Origin of the sequence: Kitasatospora sp. NPDC002227 (genome assembly GCF_040296285.1) — a bacterium.
GTDB lineage: Bacteria > Actinomycetota > Actinomycetes > Streptomycetales > Streptomycetaceae > Kitasatospora.
On record NZ_JBEOWY010000001.1, the window covers coordinates 132,348 to 153,930 of the forward strand.

Annotated in this window: 18 protein-coding genes; 9 read left to right on the forward strand and 9 right to left on the reverse strand. The window is 74.3% G+C overall.

The genetic code is table 11. The features are described 5' to 3' along the window. Positions 1-47: 47 nt before the first annotated feature. On the reverse strand, positions 48-2,522 hold the full coding sequence (locus ABT095_RS00580; RefSeq protein ID WP_350527017.1) for a SpoIIE family protein phosphatase: 2,475 nt from the start codon (positions 2,520-2,522) through the stop codon (positions 48-50). Positions 2,523-2,841: 319 nt separating this feature from the next. Next, entirely contained in the window at positions 2,842-3,663 is an 822-nt protein-coding gene (locus ABT095_RS00585; protein WP_350527018.1) for a nucleotide exchange factor GrpE, read from the reverse strand. A 220-nt stretch (positions 3,664-3,883) separates the two neighbouring features. Here ABT095_RS00585 and ABT095_RS00590 point away from each other — a divergent pair, with 220 nt between their 5' ends. Both ABT095_RS00590 and ABT095_RS00595 read left to right on the forward strand, forming a co-directional pair. Then, positions 3,884-5,923 (forward strand): xanthine dehydrogenase family protein molybdopterin-binding subunit, encoded by a 2,040-nt coding sequence (locus ABT095_RS00590; protein ID WP_350527019.1) that lies wholly within the window; start codon positions 3,884-3,886, stop codon positions 5,921-5,923. Positions 5,924-5,938: 15 nt separating this feature from the next. Next, on the forward strand, positions 5,939-6,397 hold the full coding sequence (locus ABT095_RS00595; protein ID WP_350527020.1) for a (2Fe-2S)-binding protein: 459 nt from the start codon (positions 5,939-5,941) through the stop codon (positions 6,395-6,397). 7 nt (positions 6,398-6,404) lie between these two features. Here ABT095_RS00595 and ABT095_RS00600 read toward each other — a convergent pair whose 3' ends face one another. Then, positions 6,405-6,974: a dihydrofolate reductase family protein gene (locus ABT095_RS00600; protein WP_502884783.1), complete on the reverse strand. Its 570-nt coding sequence runs from the start codon at positions 6,972-6,974 to the stop codon at positions 6,405-6,407. Positions 6,975-7,163: 189 nt separating this feature from the next. Between ABT095_RS00600 and ABT095_RS00605 the strand changes: the two genes are divergently transcribed. Further along, on the forward strand, positions 7,164-7,697 hold the full coding sequence (locus ABT095_RS00605) for an RBBP9/YdeN family alpha/beta hydrolase (protein ID WP_350527022.1): 534 nt from the start codon (positions 7,164-7,166) through the stop codon (positions 7,695-7,697). Between the two features lie 175 nt (positions 7,698-7,872). Next, a complete protein-coding gene (locus ABT095_RS00610; protein ID WP_350527023.1) occupies positions 7,873-9,468 on the forward strand; it encodes a sigma-70 family RNA polymerase sigma factor in 1,596 nt (531 codons plus the stop codon). Positions 9,469-9,844: 376 nt separating this feature from the next. Here ABT095_RS00610 and ABT095_RS00615 read toward each other — a convergent pair whose 3' ends face one another. Next, on the reverse strand, positions 9,845-10,108 hold the full coding sequence (locus ABT095_RS00615) for a dsRBD fold-containing protein (RefSeq protein WP_350527024.1): 264 nt from the start codon (positions 10,106-10,108) through the stop codon (positions 9,845-9,847). 213 nt (positions 10,109-10,321) lie between these two features. On the opposite strand from ABT095_RS00615, the gene ABT095_RS00620 reads away from it, so the two are divergent. The 3 genes from ABT095_RS00620 (at position 10,322) to ABT095_RS00630 (ending at position 13,705) form a co-directional block, all read left to right on the forward strand. Continuing rightward, positions 10,322-11,227, forward strand: coding sequence for a tyrosinase family protein (locus tag ABT095_RS00620; protein ID WP_350527025.1), 906 nt, complete (start codon positions 10,322-10,324; stop codon positions 11,225-11,227). Positions 11,228-11,237: 10 nt separating this feature from the next. Next, complete coding sequence (locus ABT095_RS00625; RefSeq protein WP_350527026.1) at positions 11,238-13,436, forward strand: alpha-N-acetylglucosaminidase; 2,199 nt, start codon at positions 11,238-11,240, stop codon at positions 13,434-13,436. A gap of 92 nt (positions 13,437-13,528) precedes the next feature. Next, positions 13,529-13,705, forward strand: coding sequence for a hypothetical protein (locus ABT095_RS00630; RefSeq protein WP_350527027.1), 177 nt, complete (start codon positions 13,529-13,531; stop codon positions 13,703-13,705). Between the two features lie 6 nt (positions 13,706-13,711). On the opposite strand, the gene ABT095_RS00635 is transcribed toward ABT095_RS00630, so the two are convergent. Then, the gene (locus ABT095_RS00635; RefSeq protein ID WP_350527028.1) at positions 13,712-14,380 is read right to left on the reverse strand and encodes an NAD(P)-dependent oxidoreductase; all 669 of its coding nucleotides are present in this window, start codon (positions 14,378-14,380) and stop codon (positions 13,712-13,714) included. Between the two features lie 11 nt (positions 14,381-14,391). Beyond that, entirely contained in the window at positions 14,392-14,847 is a 456-nt protein-coding gene (locus ABT095_RS00640; protein ID WP_350527266.1) for a carboxymuconolactone decarboxylase family protein, read from the reverse strand. 86 nt (positions 14,848-14,933) lie between these two features. Here ABT095_RS00640 and ABT095_RS00645 point away from each other — a divergent pair, with 86 nt between their 5' ends. Beyond that, on the forward strand, positions 14,934-15,830 hold the full coding sequence (locus ABT095_RS00645; protein ID WP_350527029.1) for a carbon-nitrogen hydrolase family protein: 897 nt from the start codon (positions 14,934-14,936) through the stop codon (positions 15,828-15,830). A 41-nt stretch (positions 15,831-15,871) separates the two neighbouring features. On the opposite strand, the gene ABT095_RS00650 is transcribed toward ABT095_RS00645, so the two are convergent. Continuing rightward, on the reverse strand, positions 15,872-17,227 hold the full coding sequence (locus tag ABT095_RS00650; protein ID WP_350527030.1) for a helix-turn-helix domain-containing protein: 1,356 nt from the start codon (positions 17,225-17,227) through the stop codon (positions 15,872-15,874). Positions 17,228-17,385: 158 nt separating this feature from the next. Between ABT095_RS00650 and ABT095_RS00655 the strand changes: the two genes are divergently transcribed. Further along, positions 17,386-18,201 (forward strand): neprosin family prolyl endopeptidase, encoded by an 816-nt coding sequence (locus ABT095_RS00655; protein ID WP_350527031.1) that lies wholly within the window; start codon positions 17,386-17,388, stop codon positions 18,199-18,201. A gap of 4 nt (positions 18,202-18,205) precedes the next feature. On the opposite strand, the gene ABT095_RS00660 is transcribed toward ABT095_RS00655, so the two are convergent. Further along, on the reverse strand, positions 18,206-20,563 hold the full coding sequence (locus ABT095_RS00660; RefSeq protein ID WP_350527032.1) for an ATP-binding cassette domain-containing protein: 2,358 nt from the start codon (positions 20,561-20,563) through the stop codon (positions 18,206-18,208). Positions 20,564-20,655: 92 nt separating this feature from the next. Beyond that, positions 20,656-21,459: a class I SAM-dependent methyltransferase gene (locus tag ABT095_RS00665; RefSeq protein WP_350527033.1), complete on the reverse strand. Its 804-nt coding sequence runs from the start codon at positions 21,457-21,459 to the stop codon at positions 20,656-20,658. Positions 21,460-21,583: the final 124 nt, after the last annotated feature.

Genomic DNA, 21,583 nt, shown 5'->3' on the forward strand with positions numbered 1-21,583 from the left:
CCCGCGGGTGCGGGCCACAAGATCGGCCAGGCTATCGCGGCCGCAGGTCAGAGCAGCAGCCGGGCGAGCAGCAGGGCCACGTCGTCGGCGCGGTGGGCGAGGTGGCGGGCGTTGCCGAGGAGGTGGTCGGCGAGGGGGTCGAGGCCGTCGTCGGTGGTGTGGGCGAGGGTGGTGCGCAGGCGGTCGACGCCGGTGTCGATGGAGGTGCCGGGCTCCTCGACCAGGCCGTCGGTGTAGAGGGCGAGCACGGCGCCCGGGGCGAGGTGGAGGGTGCTGGCGGGGTAGTGGCTGGGGTGGTCGACGCCGAGCAGCGGGCCGCCGGGGAGGTCGAGCGCCTCGGCGCGTCCGTCGGGGTGGCGGACCAGCGGCGGCAGGTGGCCGGCCCGGGCGGCCTCGACCTGGCCGGTCGCCGGGTCGAGCCGCAGCAGGCAGCAGCTGGCCAGCAGGCCGGGGTCGAGCTCGACCAGGAGCTGGTTGGTCCGGGCCAGCACCTCCTCGGGTGGCCCGCCGGTGGTGGCGAACGCCCGGACCGCGCTGCGGAGTTGCCCCATGATGGCGGCGGCGCCGACGCTGTGGCCCTCGACGTCGCCGATCACCAGGCACAGACCCCGCGGGGTGGTGATCGCGTCGTACCAGTCGCCGCCGATCTCCATGCCCTGGGTGCCGGGCAGGTAGCGGGCGGCGATCTCCAGACCGGGTACGTCCGGCAGCCGGTGCGGCAGCAGCGCCTGCTGCAGGCCCCGGGCCAGGGCGAACTCGGCGTCGTAGAGCCGGGCCCGCTCCAGCGCCTGGGCGATCAGGCCGGAGAGGCCGGTGAGCACGGCGCGCTCCTCGGCGGAGAAGACGTGGTTCTCGTCGAAGCCGAGGATGCAGCTGCCGACGGGGTGGCCGGAGGCGATCAGCGGCAGGAAGGCCCAGGCGCGCATGTCGTCCACCGGAATTCCGGGGTAGGCGGCCAGCAGTTCGTGCTCGGTCTCGAAGAAGATCGGCGCGCCGGTGTTGAGCACCTCGGTGCCGGGCAGCCGGGCCCGCAGCGAGGTGCCCTCGAAGCCGTCCAGGAAGCCGTCGGGGTAGCCGCGCTGGGCGACCAGGAACATCCGCCCGGCCCGGGAGAGGTAGATCGCCAGCTCCTGGCCGCCGAAGCCGGGCATGATCTGCTCGGCCACCGCGTCGCAGACCTCCCGTACCGAGACCGCCTCGCCGAGCGCGCTGGCCAGCTGCAGCAGGTGGTACATCGCGCCGGGCGCCGTCCGCGGCACCGACGGCTCACCGTCGTCCGGGGGTGCCGTCTCCGCCGGCTGGTGCCGGCTGCGCGGCGGGCCGGTGGGGGCGACCCGGCCGGTCAGGCCGTGTGCGTCGGGGTAGAGCGAGAAGCTGAGCCACTGGTCGGGCGGGCGCCGGGCCAGGAAGGCGGTGGGGCGCTGCGAGAGCATCGCGGCGCGGTAGCGGTCCTCGTACTCGGGGTCGGCGAGCCAGGGCAGCACCGACCAGGGGTGGTGGCCGAGCAGCCGCTCGCGCGGGGTGTCCAGGAGCAGCTCGAGGCTGCGGTTGGCGTAGTCGACCCGGCCGTCCGGGTCGAGCGCGAAGACGCCGTCGCGCAGCCGCTCGACGGCGGCCACGGCGGCCGCGCCCTGGCCGGTGTCGAGCACGGCGCCGATCAGGTGGGTGCGGGCGGGGCCGCCGGGGCAGCGGCCCCAGATCCGGACGGTGTGGTGGCGGCCGTGGCCGTCCGCGATCCGTACGGTGCGGCTGGGCAGCACCCCGGTGCGGACGGCGGCGAGCACGGCGGCGCGCAGGGAGGGCAGGTCCTCGGGGTGGACGAGTGCGGCGATCGAGCCGATCCGGCCGTCCAGGCTCTCGGGGCTGCGGCCGAGCAGGTCGTACAGGCCTTCGTCGGCGGTGAGCAGCCCGGTGGCGAGGTCCCAGTCGAACAGGCCGACCCGGACGGCGGGGCCGGCCGGGCCGGGCAGCTCGACCTCCACCGGCGGGCCGCCCGCCTCGACGGGGTGGCCGGCCACGGCCAGCTCGGCCAGCGCCGCGCCCAGGCGGCTCGCGGCGGTACGCAGCTGCCGCCGGACGGCGGCGGGTATCGCGGCGCCGCTGCTGGGCCAGAGCACGGCGAGGGCGCCGTACCGCTCGCCGCCCAGCGCGGCGGGTGCGGAGACCGGCACGCTGGCGGAGGCGAAGGCGTACGGCAGGCCGACGGCGAGCCGGGGGAAGCGCCGCATGGTCTCCTCGGCGCCGGAGAGCGCGACGGTGCGGCCCGTGCGGTAGGCGACGGGTGCGGGCAGCTGCCCGGCCACCGGCACCCGGCGGAATCCGCTGAGCAGCGAGAGCGGTACTCCGGCGACGGCGCTGAGCACCAGCGAGGCGCGGTCGGGCGAGCGCAGGTAGACCACTCCGCCGTAGGCGGCGGCGTGCTGGACGGCCCGGCGCAGCCCGGCGGCCAGCACCTCGTCGCGGGTGGCCGCCGCACCCCGGGCGGGCCGGTCCGCCGGCGGGCGGGGCTCGGTGCTCCGCATCGCCGTCGTCCCACTGGTCACGGACGGGCCGTGGTGGCCCGTCGGCACCCGCTGCCGCACCTTCTCTCTGTACGCCCGCCCTCCGGGGGGTGTCAACCGGGGCCGTACGGGTGAGGGCGGTGGCGCCCCCACGGATGATCTGCCGCTATGCAGGTACGACAAGCCGCCGGCCTTGCCTTCCCGGCCTGCCGGGCCGCGGCGCTGGTCACCGGCTGCGCCTGCCCGGAGACCGCCGGTGCCGTCCTCTCCTCACCGGGCCCGGCCGCCCTGCTCCGAGTCCGCAGGCGCCAAGCCGCACGGCGCTCGCCGGCCCGGACGGCTACCCCGGCCGACCCTCCTCCGCCGGCGGCAGCCGCCAGTCGTAGGGCATGAACTCCGCCGCCCAGCCGACCTGCTCGGCCAGCCGGTCCACCGCCTTCGGCACCCGCAGCAGGCAGCGGTGGCGCAGCAGTTCACGCCGCTCGCCGGCCGTCAACAGGCGGGCGGCGTCACTCAGGTTCTCCGGGTGGTCCGGCGCGAGCATGTCGTCGCCGTCGATGCTGAGCCTTCCCGCCACATTCAGCAGGTCACCACCGGGGGTGCGGTAGTCGAGCCGCAGCCTGGTGGACCACTGCGAGTTGTGGCCCCACCCGTGCGAGAGGTCCTGCACCGGCCGGTGCGCGCGCCTGAACGTCCAGTACAGCATCCCCCGGTCGGCCACGCCCCGCTGGGCGTGCGCGGCGCCGGCCCGCACCCGCACCCCGGCCCGGCGGATCAGCAGCTGACCGAGCATCAGCCCCGGCCACACCGTCCCTATCAGCTCGACGGGCGCCTGCGGATCGGCCGCCTGCTCGACCTCGACGATCTCGTGCAGGAAGGGATCGAAGGGCCCGCCCTCGAACGCCGTCATGCCGAGCCCGGTGAACAGGCCGACCGCCTCCGCCTCCAGCAGCAGGTCGCCGACCCGGCTCAACGCGTAGAGCTCACACTGCAGTTCGACCGAAGGAGCCGAATCCTTCCGGTACTCGGCAGCCGTCCGGAGCCGCTCCTGGTACCCACCCTGGGCCCGCGCCAGCCACGGCAGGCCCACCGCCTCCCAGGAGTCACCGTCCTCCTGCTCCAGCAGCGCTTCGTACAGCCCCCTGGCCTCCACCCCGATCATCCTGGCAGTCTACTGACACCACATTGACCGTTCGCCGTCACACTCCTTATGCTGCGCGGGCTTCCGCTCCGCACTCGAAGGGTGCCCGGCCATCACTGCCACCGACTCCCCACGGCCCGTCAGCCGCCGACGGTTCCTCACCTATCTGATCGCCGCGCCGACCCTGGCCGTCGGCGTCCGGCTGGCCGCCGACGTGCCGTCGGCCGAGGCACTTCCCGGGGTGCCGGACATCCTGGACCTCGGTGACGCGATGATCCTGGCCGGGCTGCCGACCTCGCACCTGCTGAGCCTGCAGGTCAACATGGACGGATCGATCCTGCTCGAGCTGCCGCGCGTCGAGGTCGGCCAGGGGCTGACCACCGCGATGGCGATGGTGGTGGCCGATGAGCTGGACGCGAATCTGGGCGATGTGCAGATCCCGCTCGCCCCGGCCCGGCCGGAGCTGCTCTTCAACCAGCTCACCGGCGCCTCGAACTCGATGCGCTCGCTCTACGGGCCCGTCCGCGACGTGGCCGCCGCCGCCCGGGCCCGGCTGGTCACCGCCGCCGCCAACCGCTGGCAGCTGCCCGCGGGCAGCCTGCGGACCGCCGGCAGCGCCGTACTCGCCCCGGACGGCCGCTCGGCCACCTACGCCTCGCTGGCCGTCGACGCGGCCGCCGTGCTGGTGCCCGCCGTCGCGGCCACACCCAAGCCGCCCGCCCAGCAGCAGCTGGTGGGCCGGCCCACCAGCCGGATCGACGCCCGTGACATCGTCACCGGCAAGGCCAAGTACGCGGGCGACCTGGCCGTGCCCGGCGCCGTGCCGACCGTGGTGGTCCGCCCGCCGACCATCAACGGCACCGTCCGCTCCTTCGACGCCACCGCCGCGCTCGCCCTGCCCGGGGTGCTCGGCGTGGTGCAGATCCCCACCGGCGTCGCCGTGCTGGCCGAGACCTTCGACCAGGCGCTCAAGGCCAAGGCCGCCGTCCAGGTCAGCTGGGGCCCCGGCACGGTGGACGGCCTCTCCGACGCGGACGTCCGCGCCCAGCTCAAGGCCGCCCAACCCCCCTTCCTGATACCGCCGTTGCTGACCCTGCACCTGGACGCGGAGTTCGACTTCGCCTTCGTCAGCCACGCCCCGATGGAGGTGCTCACCGCCGTCGCGGACGTGCGCGCCGACCGCGCCGAGGTGTGGTTCGCCGCGCAGTCGCCGCTGGTCGCCCAGGCCGCGATCGCCGCCGCCGTCGGGCTGCCGGTCGCCGCGGTGACCGTCCACGTGGTGCGCGGCGGCGGCTCGTTCGGGCGGCGGCTGTTCTTCGACGCCGCGCTGGAGGCCGCCCAGGTCTCCAAGGCGGCCGGGCGGCCGGTGAAGCTGATGTGGACCAGGAACGACGACGTCCGGCACGGCCGGATGCGCCCGGCCAGCCACCACCGCGTCCGCGCCACCCACGCGCTCGGGCAGGTGCTCACCTACGAGCACCGGGTGGCCACCGTGAAGACCGACTTCCGGCACGGCGTCGGCGACGCGCTCACCGCGGCCGGGGTGTCGATCCCGCCGGTCGGCGACGGCTTCTCCCAGGTCTTCTTCACCCTCACCCAGAAGGTGCCGTACGCGCTCGGCGTCAACACCCAGCTGCTGGCCGAGGTGCCGCTGGAGATGCACACCGGCAGCTGGCGATCGGTCTACTCCGGGCTGGTCCGCACCGCCGACGAGATCATGATGGACGAGCTGGCCCGCACCCTCGGGCAGGACCCGGTGGCCTTCCGCCGGGCCCGGCTCACCGACCCGGGCGCCGTCGCGGTGCTCGACCAGGCGGCCCAGGCCGGCCGGTGGGGCCGCCCGATGCCGCCCGGGCAGGCCCAGGGCTTCGCCTTCCACTCCGAGCACCGCTCCAGCCTGGCCTGCCTGGTGGAGATCGACTGCACGGACGCCGCGGCCCCCCGCGTCACCAAGGCCGTGGTCGCGGCCGACGTCGGCCTGGCAGTCAACCCGCGCGGCCTGGAGGCGCAGTTCATGGGCGCCGTCATGGACGGCATCTCGCTCACCCTGCAGGCCGGCCTGCACCTGGACAACGGCGCGATCCGCGAAGGCAGTTACGCCGACTTCCACTACGCCCGCCAGCGGCACAGCCCACCCGCCTTCGAGGTGCACCTGCTCCCGCCGAGCGGGGACCCGGGCGGCGCCGGGGAGTTGGGCGTGCCCGCCGCGGCGGCCGCCGTGGCCAACGCCTACGCCCGCGCCACCGGCACCTCGCCGCGCAGCTTCCCGATCAGCTTCTGACCTCCGAGGACTCCCATGCCCAGCTACACCTTCGTCCTCAACGGGCAGTCCGTGCAGGTGGACGCCCCGGCCGACATGCCCCTGCTCTGGGTGCTGCGCGACAAGCTCGGCGTCACCGGGCCCAAGTACGGCTGCGGGGTGGGCGTCTGCCGCGCCTGCACCAGCCACCTGGACGGCGCCGAGATCCAGCCCTGCACGGTGCCGGTGCAGAACTGCGCGGGCCGCTCGGTCACCACCATCGAGGGCCTGGCCCAGGGCGACCGGCTCAACCCGGTGCAGCAGGCCTGGCTGGACTTCGACGTGGCCCAGTGCGGCTTCTGCCAGCCCGGCCAGATCATGGCCGCCGTCGCGCTGCTGCGCCGCACCCCGAACCCGACGGACGCGGACATCGACCAGATCCAGAACGTCTGCCGCTGCGGCACCTACTTCCGCATCCGCGAGGCCATCAAGCAGGCAGCCGGCCAGGAGGTCTGACGGATCATCAGTCCCGCTGGTAGACCGTGATCGCCGCGCCGCTGTCGAAGGCCCGGCCGGAGGTCCGCCGGAAGGCGGCCACCGCGAACTCCCGGGTGAACAGCGGGATGCCCGAGCCGATCACCAGCGGGTAGGTCTTCACCACCAGCTCGTCGATCTCGGGCAGCACCTCCCCCGCCAGCCGCGCCCCGCCGGCCAGCCACACGCCGAGACCTTCCTGCCGCTTGAGCCGGCGCACCAGCCCGACCGGGTCGGTGCGCACCACTTCCACCTCCGGATCGGCCCCGAGCGGGAGGGAGGAGGAGACCACGTACTGGCGCAGGTGCGCGTACGGGCTGGTGATGCCCGCGCGCAGCGCCGGGTCGTAGGTGGCCCGGCCCATCACCACGGTGTCGAAGCGCCGGTTCGCCCCCACGATGCCCAGCGGCGAGCGCACGTGCGTCGGCAGCGTCTCGGGGTACTCCTCGCCGATGTACTTGAGGATGTCGTCGGCCAGCGGGAAGAAGCCGAACGAGCCGTCAGGATCGGCGATGAAGCCGTCGATGGTGGCACCGACGTAGTACGTGAGCTTGCGCACCTTGTTCCCCTCCGTGGACAACGCCCCTCACGATACGTGTGGCTGCGGCTACTCGTGCGACGTCCTCGGCTTCCTCACACACTCCCAGGTCACCTCACGTCACCCCTCGCTCACCCGATAGGGTCAGTGATCACCGGACGGCCGACGGCGCCCCGTCCACCTCCCGTTCTCCTCCCCGGAAGGGCAGCCATGACTGTCGAGCCGCGCGTCCTGATCCTCCCCGGCTACCAGAACTCCGGCCCCGAGCACTGGCAGAGCCACTGGGAGCGGGCGGACTCCTCGCTGCGCCGCGTCCGGCAGGCCGACTGGGACGCGCCGCGGCTCGCCGACTGGGTCGCCGAGCTGGACAACGCGGTGGCCGCCGCGGACGGACCGGTGGTACTGGTCGCGCACAGCCTCGGCTGCGTCACGGTGGCGCACTGGGCCGCCCGCCACCTCGGGCGAGTCCGGGGAGCGCTGCTGGTCGCCCCGGCCGACATCGACACCGCCGACGTCCCCGAGCTGGTGAACTTCCGGCCCGTGCCACTCGCCCCGCTGCCCTTCCCCACCGTCGTGGTGGCCAGCACCGACGACCCCTGGTGCTCGCTCGAGCGCTCCCGCGAGTTCGCCGCCGCCTGGGGCGCCCGGCTGGAGGTGGCCGGGGCCCACGGCCACCTCAACAGCGACTCCGGCCTCGGCGACTGGCCCTTCGGCCGGAAGCTGCTGGCCCAGCTGACCGGCTGAGCCGACCGGCTGGGGGCGGCCCCGGCGGTCGGGCGTGTCGCGCGCTCCGGTACGCTGCCCGGCTGATCCGGGATGGCTGGAAAATCTCCGTCGATTTTCTGTTATCCGCCCTCACCCGCCGGATCTCCTACCAGGACAGGCAGCACCGGGCAGGCCGACGGAGAAGGTGGACACGATGGACAGGTACTGCGGCACGGCGACGGTCGAGCTCGCCCAGACCGGCGACCAGCAGGCGACCAACGAGCTGGTCAGGTCCTACCTGCCCCTGGTCTACAACGTCGTCGGCCGGGCCCTGTCCGGGCACCCGGACACCGACGACGTCGTGCAGGAGACCATGCTGCGCGCCGTCCACAGCCTGCCGCAGCTGCGCGACCCGGCCAGCTTCCGCTCCTGGCTGGTGGCGATAGCGATGAACGAGGTGCGCCAGCGCCACCAGGCCCAGCAGCTCAGTCACGACCGGGGCGGCACCCTCCAGGACGGTTACGAGCCGGCCGACCCCGCCGCCGACTTCGTGGGCCTGACCATCATCCGGCTCGGCCTCTCCGGCCAGCGCCGTGAGGTCGCCGAGGCGACCCGCTGGCTGGACGAGGACGACCGCGACCTGCTCGCGCTCTGGTGGCAGGAGGCGGCGGGCGAGCTCAGCCGGGCCGAGCTGGCGGCGGCCCTGGAGCTGACCCCGCAGCACGCGGCCGTGCGGGTCCAGCGGATGAAGACCCAGCTGGAGACCGCCCGGGTGGTGGTCCGAGCGCTCACCACCGTGCCGCCCTGCCCGGAGCTGACCGCGATGACCGCCGGGTGGGACGAGCGGCCGAGCGCCCTGTGGCGCAAGCGGATCGCCCGCCACGCCCGGGACTGCGCGCACTGCGCCCGCCACTGGAACGGCCTGGTGCCCGCCGAGGGCCTGCTGGCCGGCCTGGCCATGCTCCCGCTGCCGCGCTCGCACGCCTTCGGCCCGCACGGCCTGACTGCCGCCCACGCCACGACCGCCCACGCCGCGACCGGCGGCTCCCCGGCCGGCGCTGCCACCCGGCACCGCGGGAGCGGCGGCCGGCGGCGCCGGCCCACCGGTTCGCGCCGCCGGGTGGCGGCGGTGGCCGTCGGCACGGCCGTGCTGACCCTGGCCGCGGGCGGATTCGTGCTCGCCGAGCAGGACCAGCCGGGCGACCAGCCCGTGCACGCCGACGCGGTGGCGGACGTGCCCGCGCCGGTCACGGTGGCGATCACCTCGCCCTCCGCCTCCCCGTCCACGGCGGCGCCCACCACCTCGGCCTCGCCGAGCCCCTCCCCCAGCACCGCCGCACCGAGCCCCACCCCGACCCCGAGCGCCTCGCCCTCCCGCACCGCCAAGCCCAGCCCGGCCGCTCCCTCGGCCCGCGCGGCCACCCCGGCGGGCGCCGTCCAGCAGGTCATCGACCTGGTCAACGCCCAGCGCGCCAAGGCGGGCTGCGGGCCGGTGAAGTCCAACGCGCAGCTCCAGAAGGCCGCCCAGGGCCACTCCGACGACATGGCGGCCCGCAACTTCTTCGACCACACCAACCCCGACGGCCAGGGCCCGCAGGCCCGGATCGACGCCACCGGCTACCGCTGGAGCACCTGGGGCGAGAACATCGCGATGGGCCAGGCCGACCCGCCGTCGGTGATGGACAGCTGGATGAACAGCCCCGGCCACCGCGCCAACATCCTCAACTGCGCGTTCACCGACCTCGGCGTCGGCGTCCACTACGGCTCCGGCGGCCCCTGGTGGACCCAGGACTTCGGCGCCCCGGCCTGACCGTCCGTCATGCTCTCCCGGTCCCGATCCGCCTTCGGCCCTGGTGTCCCAGGGCCGCCCTCCGACCGGGACACCGTGTCCCACGACCGCCCCGAACGGACCACCGGCACCTCTTGACTACTGGCCTGTCGGGAGGAGACTGGGCAGTACACCAGACAACAGGAGAGAGCCGCACCGCCGGACAGATAGGACGTCAACCGGCCGTCCGAGCGACTCCCTTGTCGTGGGCCTGGCTAGGCCCCCGGTAGCCCCATTCGCTCCCAGAGACGCTTCGGCGACGGCCGAGGTCCGGAGAGAGCGAGAAGGCGGAGCTGCCGGGAGCTGTCATGTCCGGCGCCTTTCTTCCCTATCGGGAGACTCCTCCTCGGGAGGCTCCTCAGAAGATCAGGTACGCCGGGCGGTGGCCTTCGTCCGCCAGTTCGCCGTCGGCCTGGGCCCGCAGCCGCGCGGCGAGTTCGTCCAGCGCCCGCGAGGCCGCGACCTCCTCGCCGATCCTGGCCAGCGGCCGGTCCTCCGCGCTGCGCACCGCCTCACCGTGTCCCCGCAGCCCGGGCGCCCGCGCGCCGGTCAGCCGGGCCTCGCAGGAGGTGTGCACCCCGTCCTCCTGGAAGCTCAGGTGCACGTCCCATTCGTTCTGCATCTCGCACCTCCGAAAGCCGCGCCACCCCACTGTCCAGCGTGCTCCTGAGCCGCAGCGGCGGCAAGGCAGGGCGAAGGTCAGGCGAAGGTCATCCGATCCGCTGATCTGATGGGGTGAAAGGCGGCCCGCCCAGCGCGTCCCACCGCCCACCCGCGCACCCGCCGGGCGACCGTGGCAGCAGACCGCCCAGCCACCCACCGACGGGACGTCCGCATGCCACCCACCGACCCCAGCACCGCCGAACTCCCCGCCACCGGCCACTTCCCCGACCGCGAGGAGTTGCTCCGGCTCCAGGAGGGCTGGGGCCTGCACCCTGCGCTCGACCCCGAGGCGGTGGCCGTCCGCTTCGACCGCCACCTGGCCACCCTCGAGCCCCGGCCCGGCGGCCCGGCCGGGGAGGTTCTCGTGCCCGCCGACGCCGCCCGCGGCTTCGTGGTCCAGCTCGCGGGCAGCCTCACCCGTACCCGGATCGACCACCGCAAGCTCGACCAGGCCGGGCGGGACACCTTCAACCAGGCCCTGCAGGCCGCCCACGCGAGCGGCGACTACCAGAAGCTGGCCGCCGTCCACGCCGACATGAGCCACCGGATGCACTCGATGAACGGCCCGGTCGGCACCCAGCGCTTCCTGCCCTGGCACCGCCGCTACCTGCTGGAGATGGAGAACCTGCTGCGCTCCACCCAGCCGGCCGCCGGGCCGTCGCTGACCGTGCCGTACTGGGACTACGCCACCGACCACGCCCGCCCGGACTGGGTCTGGCAGCCTCCGCAGGTCACCCGGGGCGTGCCCGGGGCGGCCGGCGGCGCGCTGCCCACCCAGGCGGTGATCGACGCCCTGCTGCTGCGCCCGCGCTACACCCCGTTCACCAGCCACCTGGAGACGGACGCGCACAACCAGGTGCACAACTGGTGCAACGGCACCGTCAGCGACATCATGCACTCCCCGCGCGACCCGATCTTCTGGCTGCTGCACGCCAACGTCGACCGGATCTGGGACCGTTGGCAGCTCAACCACACCGCCGGGCCGAGCCTCACCCCGCACGACGCGATCCTCGACCCGTGGGCCAGCACCGCCCCGCAGGTGGCCGGCACCACCGCGCTCGGCTACTCCTACGCCTGACCGCCGCCCGGTGCGCCGCCGTCTCGCCCTCCTCGCCCTGCTGGCCCAACTCGTCACCGTCACACCGGTGTTGGCGGCCCACATGGGGTACTTCGACCCGTCCCCCGCGGTCGCCGCCGCCCAGCGGCTGCTGCCCGGGCGGGCCGGTCAACTCGACCTGCTCCCGGCCCCGCCGGACGGCCACGGCGACTGGTTCGAGCTCTCCGGCCGCCCCGGCGCCGTCCGGGTGCGCGGCACCAGCCCGGCCGTGCTGCTCACCGGCCTGGGCTGGTACCTGCACCACGTGGCCCACGCCGACATCGGCCTGCCCGGCGACAGCACGGCCGCCCTGCCCGCCGTGCTCCCCGCGCCGCCCGCCACAGTCCGCCGCTCGGCGGCCGTCGCGCACCGCTTCGCGCTCAACGACACCGACCCGGGCTACTCCGGCCCCTACCGCGACTGGGCCGCGTACGAGCACGAGCTGGACGTCCTGGCCCTGCACGGCGTCAACGAGGTGTACGTCCAGCTCGGTGCCGAACTCCCCTACTACCGCGCCCTGCAGGAGTTCGGCTACCGCCCTGCCGAGCTGCGCGCCTGGATCCCCGCGCCCGGGCACCAGCCGTGGTGGCTGCTGCAGAACATGTCCGGCCTCGGCGGCCCGGTCTCCGAACAACTCATCCTCGCCCGCGCCGAATTGGGCCGGAGGCTGACCGACCGCATCCGCGAGCTCGGCATGACGCCGGTACTGCCGGGCTTCACCGGCACCGTGCCGCCCGGCTTCGCCGAGCGCAACCCCGGGGCCCGGACCCTCCCCCAGGGCACCTGGTGCGGCCTGCCCCGGCCGGACTGGCTCGACCCCGCCGGGCCGGTCTTCCCCGAGCTGGCCGCCGCCTACTACCGCCACCAGCAGACCGCGTTCGGCGCCACCACCCGCTACAAGGCCGACCTGCTGCACGAAGGCGGCCGGGCCGACGGGGTGGATGTCGGGGCCGCCGCCCGGGGCGTGCTCACCGCCCTGCGGACCGCCCACCCCGGCGCCGTCTGGGTCATGCTCGGCTGGGAGCAGAACCCGCCGCCGGCCGTGCTGGCCGCCGTCGACCCCGCCGCCCTGTTCGTGCTGGACGGCCTCTCCGACCGCTACGACCCGCTGGACCGCGAGCACGACTGGCCCGGCGTGCCGTACGCCTTCGGCACCATCCCCAACTTCGGCGGCCACACCTCGCTCGGCGCCAACACCGCCGTCTGGGCCGACCGCCTGGCACGCCTGGCACGCCTGCGCTCGCAGCCGGGCAGCCTGCTGCAGGGCCTCGCCTACCTGCCCGAGGGCACCGGCACCGACCCGGCCGCCTTCGCCCTGTTCACCGAACTCGCCTGGCTGCCAGCCGAGTTCGACCTCTCTGCCTGGTTCGCCGAGTACGCCGCCGCCCGCTACGGCGGGGCCGATGCGCACACGGCGGCCGCCTGGGAGCAGCTGGGCCGGGGCCCGTACCGCCTGCCCGCCGGGCGGTGGAGCGAGCCGCAGGACGGCCTGTTCTCCGCCAGACCGAGCCTGACAGCCGTGAGTTCCGCCACCTGGAGCCCCGGCGGGCTGCGTTACGACCCCGGCACCGTCCGGACGGCGCTGGCCGAACTCCTGCGGGCCGCACCGGCCTTGCGCAAGACGGACGCCTACCGCCACGACCTGGTCGACCTCGCCCGGCAGGTGCTCGCCAACCACTCCCGTGCCCTGCTGCCCGAGCTCGCCCGGGCTTACCGCGACGGCGACCTCCCGGCCTTCCGCCGCGATGCCGCCCAGTGGCTCGACGCGATCGCCCTGCTCGACCGGCTGACCGGCACCGCCCGGGAGTTCATGCTCGGGCCCTGGCTCGAGGCGGCCCGCTCCTGGGGCGCCGGGCCGGCCGAGCGCGACCGGCTCGAGTACGACGCCCGCTCGCTGCTGGCCACCTGGGGCCCCCGGGCCGCCGCCGAGGAGGGCGGCGTGCACGACTACGCCGCCCGCGAGTGGTCCGGCCTGCTCTCCGGGCTCTACGCCCCGCGCTGGCAGCGGTACTTCGCGACCCTGGAGACGGCCCTGACCACCGGCCGCCCGCCCGAGCCGGTGGACTGGTTCGCGGTGGACGACGCCTGGGCGCACGCCACCGACTCCTACCCCCTCGACCCGGGCGGGGACTCGTACGCCCTGGCCGCCGAAGTGTCGGCCCTGCTGCCGGGAAAGACCGTGCAACCGTGACCGGCGAGGTCCGGTCGGTTGCCGCAAGCTGAGAGTTTCCTGGGAGATTTCTCCGACCGCCACGGCGGGCCGGAAGGCGTTAGCCTCTCGGGATGACCAGAACTGGCCGGTACCGGTGGCGTACCCGTCTGCGCAGGCACCTGCCTTGGTTCCTCGTAGAGCGAGGAGTCGCCGGCAAGGGCAGCAAGGACTGCGGCGCCCACGAGTGGTACAACCACGACGGCGCCGTGGCTCGTTGCTACCACTGCGAGCCCGGCGAGCACCGCTGAGCCGGCTTAGTCGGCCAGTCCCAGGGTCCGCCCCACCGTCTCGGGCTGCTCCAGTGCGGCGAGCATCGCGTGGGCCACGTCGGCCCGCGAGATCACCCTGCCGCCGGGGAGGTTGCGGTCCAGCGCGGTGCGGTAGGCGCGGGTGAGCGCCTTGTCGGTGAGCTGCACCGGGCGGGCGGCCGTCCACTCCAGACCGCTCTCCCGCAGCACCTCCTCCATCCGCGCCACGTCCGCGTAGTGCGTCCGCAGCACCCGCTTGAGGATCGGGTAGGCCACGTACCGCAGGACGCCCCGGTCGCCCGGGTCGTGCCGGGGCGGGTGCGGCCGCCCCGGTGTGGCGATGGTGCCGACGGGGGCCGCGCTCACCGCGACGATCCGCCGCACCCCGGCCGCCTTCATCGCCTGCACGATCGCGGTGGTGCCCCGCCAGGCCACCCCGGCCTCCGCCTTGGAGACCGGGCCGAGCCCGGAGAGCACCGCGTCCGCGCCCTCGACCGCCGCCCGCAGCTCGGCCGGGCCGGCCTCGGCCAGGTCGACGGCGACCACCCGGGCCGTGGTCGGCCCGAGCTTGGCCGGGGCCCGGACCACGGCCGTCACGTCATGTCCGGCCGCCAGCGCCTGGTCGAGCAGGTGGCGGCCGACGCCTCCGCTCGCCGCGAAGATGGTGATTCGCATCGCGGGGCCCCTTACCAGCTCGCGCCGGAGGGCTGGCGGGTGGTCACGTTCAACCGGTTGAACAGGTTGGTCAGGCCGATCATCAGGGTCAGCCCGGCCAGCTGCCGCTCGTCGAAGTGCTCGGCGGCCGCCGCCCAGATCTCGTCCGGCACCGCGTCGCTGCGGTCCGCCAGCCGGGTCATCGACTCGGCCAGCGCCAGCGCGGCCCGCTCGGCGGGCGAGAAGTACGGCGCGTCCCGCCAGGCGGCGACGGTGGCGAGCTGCTTCTCGTCCACCCCCGCCTTCCGGGCACTGGTGACGCCGCCGTCCAGGCAGTAGCTGCACCCGTTGATCTGGCTGGCCCGCAGGTGCACCAGCTCCATCACGGTCTGCGGCACCCCGCCCTGGCCGGCCGCCTTCACCACGGCCAGCAGGGCGGGCATCGCCTCGGGAATCACCACGGCGGGGTTGGGCATCCGTGCGTCCATCATCGGATCTCCTGTCTCGGAAGAGTCGGTCGCTGGTATGACGGAGCGGACGACACGGTTGTGACAGACGGACGGGGTGGGCAGAAGTGAGCGGTACCACACTGCGGTTGGCGGTCGCCCGGACCACGGTGCCGGCGGACCCGGGGGACGCCCCGGCGTTGCGGGCCGCCGGGGCGCAGGTCAGGGAGCTGATGCGGGAGGCCGCGGGCGCCGGGGCACGGCTGGTGCAGTTCCCCGAGGGCGCGCTGGTGTACCCGGGCAAGCGGCTGATGTCCTCGGCCGGGCCCGAGCGGCTCGCCGAGGCCGACTGGAGCCGGGCCGACTGGGGCCTGCTACGGGCGGAGGCCGAGGCGGTCGCGGCGCTCGCCGGCGAGCTGCGGCTGTGGACGGTGCTCGGCTCGGTCCACCCGCTGACCGCGCCCGCCCGGCCGCACAACAGCCTGTACGTGATCTCCGACCGGGGCGAGCTGGTCACCCGCTACGACAAGCGACTGCTCTCGCACGCCGAGCTCTCCTACCTGTACACCCCCGGCACCGCGCCGGTGGTCTTCGAGGTGGACGGCTTCCGGTTCGGCGCCGCGCTCTGCATCGAGGTCAACTTCCCCGAACTGTTCGCCGAGTACGAGCGGTTGGGCGTGGACTGCGTGCTGCTCTCGGCGATGGCCGAGGACGTGATGTTCGGGGTGCTGGCCCAGGCCTACGGCACGCTCTACAACTACTGGCTCGGTTACAGCACCCCGGCCCAGTACGGCGCCACCGCCCCGGCCGGCGTCGTCGCCCCGGGCGGCCGCTGGCTGGCCCGCTGCCCGGCCGGCACCTCCCCGGCCCTCGCCCTCGCCGACCTCGACCGCGACTCCCCGGACCAGGACATCGAGATCGCCCTCCGCTACGCCCGCCCCTGGCGCCGCACCGCCCGCGCGGGCAACCACCCTGCCCACCTGCCGCTCGGCGACCGCCGCAGCGCGGACCGCACCTGCTTCTGACCACCCCGGGAGAGCCACCGGGCGCATCGGCCAGGGTGGGGTCACAGCGGGGGGCCTGCCGGGGCGGGGCCGAGAGTGGTGGTGCCCGGGGTGGCGCGGTGGGTGAGGCCGGCGCGGTAGGCGTCGAGGGCGGCCTCGGGGCGGTCGGTGCGGCGCAGCAGGTCGCCGAGCAGGCGGCACAGGTCGGCGAGGTCGGCGGCCGCGCCGGTCCGCTCGAGGAGGGCGAGGGCGGCGCGGTAGTGCTGCTCGGCGGCGGTGTCGTCGCCCCGCTCCTCGGCGATCAGGCCGAGCAGGCGGTGGGCGCCGCCCGCGTGCACGGCGCCGCGCTCGGGGGTGAGTGAGCCGAGCAGGTCGGCGAGCAGCTGCTCGGCCTCCGCCGCTTGGCCGCCGCGCCGCAGCACGTCGGCGAGTTCGACGTCGATCTGCACGGTGTAGAGCGCGGCCCGGCGGTCGGCGAGGATGCCCCGGGCTGTGCGCAGTTCGCGCTCGGCCTCGCCCAAGTCGCCTTCCTGGCCCCGGAGATAGCCTCGCATCCAGTGGCAGTGGGCGAGCTCGGTGCGGATCTGCAGCTGCTGGTAGAGCTCCTGGGCCCGGGCCAGCGCCGCGTCGGCCTCCGCGGCCCGGCCCTGGGCGAGCAGCGTGCGGGCCACCCCCCGGTGCAGCCGGGCGACCAGTGCGGGGTCGGCGACTTGGGGGGCGAGCGCGAGGGCGAGTTCGGCGGCCCTGGCGGCCCGGTTCTGGGCGCCGAGGTCCATGTAGGGCGCGATCACGGCGGAGTAGAGCAGCACCAGGGCGTGCGGGTCGTGCAGTCCGGCGGCGTTGAGCTGGTCGATCGCGTTCTCGAGCAGGTAGCAGGAGTAGCGCAGGTCACCCGCGAGCAGGTGGGCCACCGCCCGGCCGCGCAGTGCGGGCACCCGCTGCGGCAGCGGCCGGTCGGCGAGCAGCTCCTCGGCGCGTTCGAACTCCTCGATGGCCCGGGTGAGTTCGCCCTGCTCCAGGGCGCAGTCGCCGAGCCCCGTCCGGGCGGTGGCCTCCTCGGCGGGCAGTGCCGATCGCGCCGCCTCCTCGGCCAGCTCCGCGAATCGCCGCGCGGCGTCGGCCGGAGCGCCCTCGGCCAGCAGTTGCCGGGCGTCCCCGAGCAGCACCCGCAGCTCGGTGCCCAGGTGCGCGGGTCTGCCCGTCGACAGCTCCTCGAAGCTGACGCCGAGCTGCCCGGCCAGGAAGCGCAGCGCCGTCTCCGACGGGCTCACCTTGCCGGACTCCACCGTGGAGATGTAAGCGGCCGTGTACGCGGGCTCGGCCAGCGCCCGCTGGGTGAGCCCGCGCTCGGTGCGCAACCGCAGCACCCGGGCACCGATCGCCGCCCGCTCCTCAGCCCCCGCACCCTGCACCGCCATGACCACCCACTCCGTTCGCTGCACCGACGGGCGCTCAGCGTAGTCCGTCCGGACCCTTGCGCCCGCCGATCCGCCGGGGCTAGCTTAACTCCCGCTGTAACCAGAGTTAATACAGCACATAACCCACCTGAGCCCCCACGCAACCCGACGGAGCCCCCATGCGGATAGGCCGCTCGATCCTCAGTGGCACCACCACCCTGCTCACCGCCCTCGGCCTCCTGGCGGCCGCCGCCCCGGCCCAGGCCGCCGCGCCGCTCGCCCCGCGCCCGCCCGCCACCGCCTCGGGCACCGGCCCGGTCTGCTGGTACGGCGCGTGCTACGACTACGTCTCGGGCCGTCAGATCACCGACACGGCCGGGGCCAGCATCCGGATGATGCAGGCCGCCCCCGAGATCAAGCCCGGTGACACCTCCTCGCACTCGCTCCAGGAGCTGGCCCTGCAGTCCGCCGACCGCAACTCCACCGTCGAGATCGGCTGGACGGTGGACCTCGGCCTCAACGGCGACACCCGGCCGCACCTGTTCGTCTACCACTGGGTCAACGGCCAGGAGAGCTGCTACAACGGCTGCGGCTTCGTCTCCACCAACCGCAACGTCAAGCCCGGCATGACGGTGGGCGCGGGCTCCTCCGCCAGCTACGCCATCCAGAACGTGGGCGGCGACTGGTGGCTGTACTGGAACAACCAGGCCATCGGCTACTTCCCCGGCTCGCTCTGGAGCGGCAACTACACCCGCGCCCAGGTGGTCACCGCCTTCGGCGAGATCGCCCACGCCACCGACGCCACCTGCGAGGACATGGGCAACGGCTGGGCCGCCGCCTCCAACCGCTCCTCCTGGATCGACTCCTACTACCTGGCGGGCTCCGCCGACGCCCCGGCCCTCACCGTGTCGGCCACCAGCCCGGCCCTCTACTTCTCCGCCGGAGCCACGGCCACCTCCTTCCACCTCGGCGGCCCCGGCTCCGGCACCTGCTGAGCCGTCAGGCTCCGACGTACTCCGCGAGGTGCTGCCCGGTCAGCGTCGAGCGGGCGGCGACCAGTTCGGCCGGCGTCCCCTCGAAGACCACCCGGCCGCCCTCGTGGCCCGCTCCCGGGCCGAGGTCGATGATCCAGTCCGCGTGGGCCATCACGGCCTGGTGGTGCTCGACCACGATCACCGACTTGCCGGCGTCCACCAGCCGGTCGAGCAGCCCGAGCAGCTGCTCGACGTCGGCCAGGTGGAGCCCGGCGGTCGGCTCGTCGAGCACGTAGGTCCCGCCCTTGTCGGCCATGTGGGTGGCCAACTTGAGGCGCTGCCGCTCACCGCCCGAGAGGGTGGTGAGCGGCTGACCGAGGCTCAGGTAGCCGAGCCCGACGTCCGCGAGCCGGGTCAGGATCCGGTGCGCGGCTGGCGTCGCCGCCTCCCCGGCGGCGAAGAACTCCACCGCCTCGGCCACCGGCATCGCGAGCACCTCGCTGATGTCCCTGCCCCCGAGGCGGTACTCGAGCACCGAGGCCTGGTACCGCCTGCCCTCGCAGTCCTCGCAGGTGCTCGACACCCCGGCCATCATCGCCAGGTCGGTGTACACCACCCCGGCCCCGTTGCAGGTCGGGCAGGCACCCTCGGAGTTGGCGCTGAACAGTGCGGGCTTCACCCCGTTCGCCTTCGCGAACGCCTTGCGGACCGGCTCCAACAGCCCGGTGTACGTCGCCGGGTTGCTCCGGCGCGAACCCCGGATCGGTGTCTGGTCCACCGACACCACCCCCTCGCTCGCGGGCACCGACCCGTGCACCAGCGAGCTCTTGCCCGAGCCCGCCACCCCGGTCACCACGGCGAGCACCCCGAGCGGGATGTCCACGTCCACGTGGCGCAGGTTGTGCGCGCTCGCACCCCGGATCTCCAGCGCGCCGGTGGGCTTGCGCACCGCCGCCTTGAGCTTGGCCCGGTCGTCGAAGTGCCGGCCCGTCACGGTGCCGCTGCGGCGCAGGCCCTCGACCGTGCCCTCGAAGCAGACCGTGCCGCCCGCCGCCCCGGCGCCCGGCCCGAGGTCCACCACATGGTCGGCGATCGCGATGGTCTCCGGCTTGTGCTCGACCACCAGCACCGTGTTGCCCTTGTCCCGCAGGCGCAGCAGCAGCTCGTTCATCCGCTGGATGTCGTGCGGGTGCAGGCCGGTGGTGGGCTCGTCGAAGACGTACGTGGTGTCGGTGAGCGAGGAGCCGAGGTGGCGGATCATCTTGACCCGCTGCGCCTCGCCGCCCGAGAGCGTGCCCGAGGAGCGGTCGAGCGAGAGGTAGCCGAGGCCGATCTCCACGAAGGAGTCCAGCGTCGCCCGCAGCCCTTCGAGCAGCGGCGCCACCGAGGGCTCGTCCAGCGCGCGCACCCACTCGGCCAGGTCGCTGATCTGCATCGCGCAGGCGTCGGCGATGCTGACCTTCTTGATCTTCGAGGCCCTCGCCCCCTCGCTCAGGCGGGTGCCGTCGCAGTCGGGGCAGGTGGTGAAGGCGACCGCACGGTCCACGAAGGCCCGGATGTGCGGCTGCATCGCCTCCTTGTCCTTGGCCAGCATCGACTTCTGGATGCGGAGCACCAGGCCCTCGTAGGTCATGTTGATGCCCGCGATCTTCATCCGCACCGGCTCGTGGTGCAGGAAGTCGTGCAGCTCCTTCTTGGTGAACCTGCGGATCGGCTTCGCCGGGTCGAAGAAGCCCGACTCGCTGTACAGCCGGTAGTTCCAGCCGCCGGTGGTGTACCCGGGGATGGTGAGCGCGCCCTCGGCCAGCGACTTGGTGTCGTCGTAGAGCTGGGTGAGGTCGATGTCGGAGACCGCGCCCCGGCCCTCGCAGCGCGGGCACATCCCGCCGGTGCGGGAGAAGTTCACCTTCACGGCCTTCTGCTCCCCGCGCTCGACCTTCATCGCCCCGCTCGCGCTGACCGAGGGGACGTTGAAGGCGTACGCGCTGGGCGGGCCGATGTGCGGCCTGCCGAGCCGGCTGAACAGGATCCGCAGCATCGCGTTGACGTCGGTGGCGGTGCCCACGGTCGAGCGCGGGTCGGCGCCCATCCGCTGCTGGTCCACGATGATCGCGGTGGTCAGCCCCTCCAGGACGTCCACCTCGGGCCGGGCGAGGGTGGGCATGAAGCCCTGCACGAAGGCGCTGTACGTCTCGTTGATCAGCCGCTGCGACTCGGCGGCGATGGTGTCGAAGACCAGCGAGCTCTTGCCCGAGCCGGAGACCCCGGTGAACACCGTCAGCCGCCGCTTGGGCAGCTCCAGCTCAAGGTCTTTCAGATTGTTCTCGCGCGCGCCGACCACCCGGATCAGGTCGTGGCTGTCGGCGGCGTGCGGCTCGCTCATCGTGTCTCCGTCCGATCCGGCGGGCCCGCCCCGCCTGATCACCCTCAGGCTAGGCGGGCGCGGGGCCGGGCGGCTTCTCGATTCGTGATCTGTTACCCGGCGAGCCGCTCCGCGAGCGTCAGCTCGGTCATGTAGCGCTTGGTGACGCGGCCGCCGTAGCGGGTGTCGATCAGCTCGGCGATCGCGGTGAGCAGGCCCTCGCGGGCCCGGTCCGGCAGGGCGCGGTGGTTGGAGTAGGTGAGCAGCACGTCCAGGTAGGCCCGGGTGGAGTAGCTGCAGTCCCACTCCCAGCGGTGCACGGCGGGCGGGCCGAACAGGCCGGCGGCGGTCAGCTCGGCGGTGGCGGCGGGGATCTCACCGCCCGGGGTCATCAGCCGGTCCGGCGGCGGGGTGTCGGGGTCGAAGCGATCGTAGATCGGGTAGGTCTCGGTGAAGAAGTCCACGTCGCCGCCCCGGACGTGGTGGGTGCCGAACACGGCCAGCGCTCCGCCGGGCCGCAGCGCCCGGGCCGCCTTGACCACCCGTACGGCCGGGTCGATCCAGTGGAAGGCCGTCGCCGCGAGTACCAGGTCGAAGGGCTCGGCCGGCAGCGGCCAGGCCTCGAAGGCCCCGACCCGCACCTCGGCCGCCGGGTACGGCGCGAGGTTGCGCTCCGCCACCGCCGCCATCTCCGGGCCGAGCTCGACGGCCGTCACCAGGGCCCCGGCCGCGGCCAGCGGCACCGTCGCCTTCCCCGTGCCGCACCCGATCTCCAGCACCCGGCACCCCGGCCCGAGCCCGGCCGAGCGGGCCAGCTCGGCGTAGAGCGCCGCCGGGTACCCGGGGCGCGCCCGGTCGTACAGTTCGGCGTCCTCGGTGAAGGTGGTCCGGAGCCGTTCCCGCCTGTTCTCGTCCATGGTCCCGGGAGCCTACGGGCGGCGGTCTCACCCCCGCGAGTGGTTTCCGCGCCCGGTTGACCCTCCGTCGGCCCAGACCGACGCGCCGTCAGAGCGGACGGCTGGCAGCGTGGCAAGGCACGGA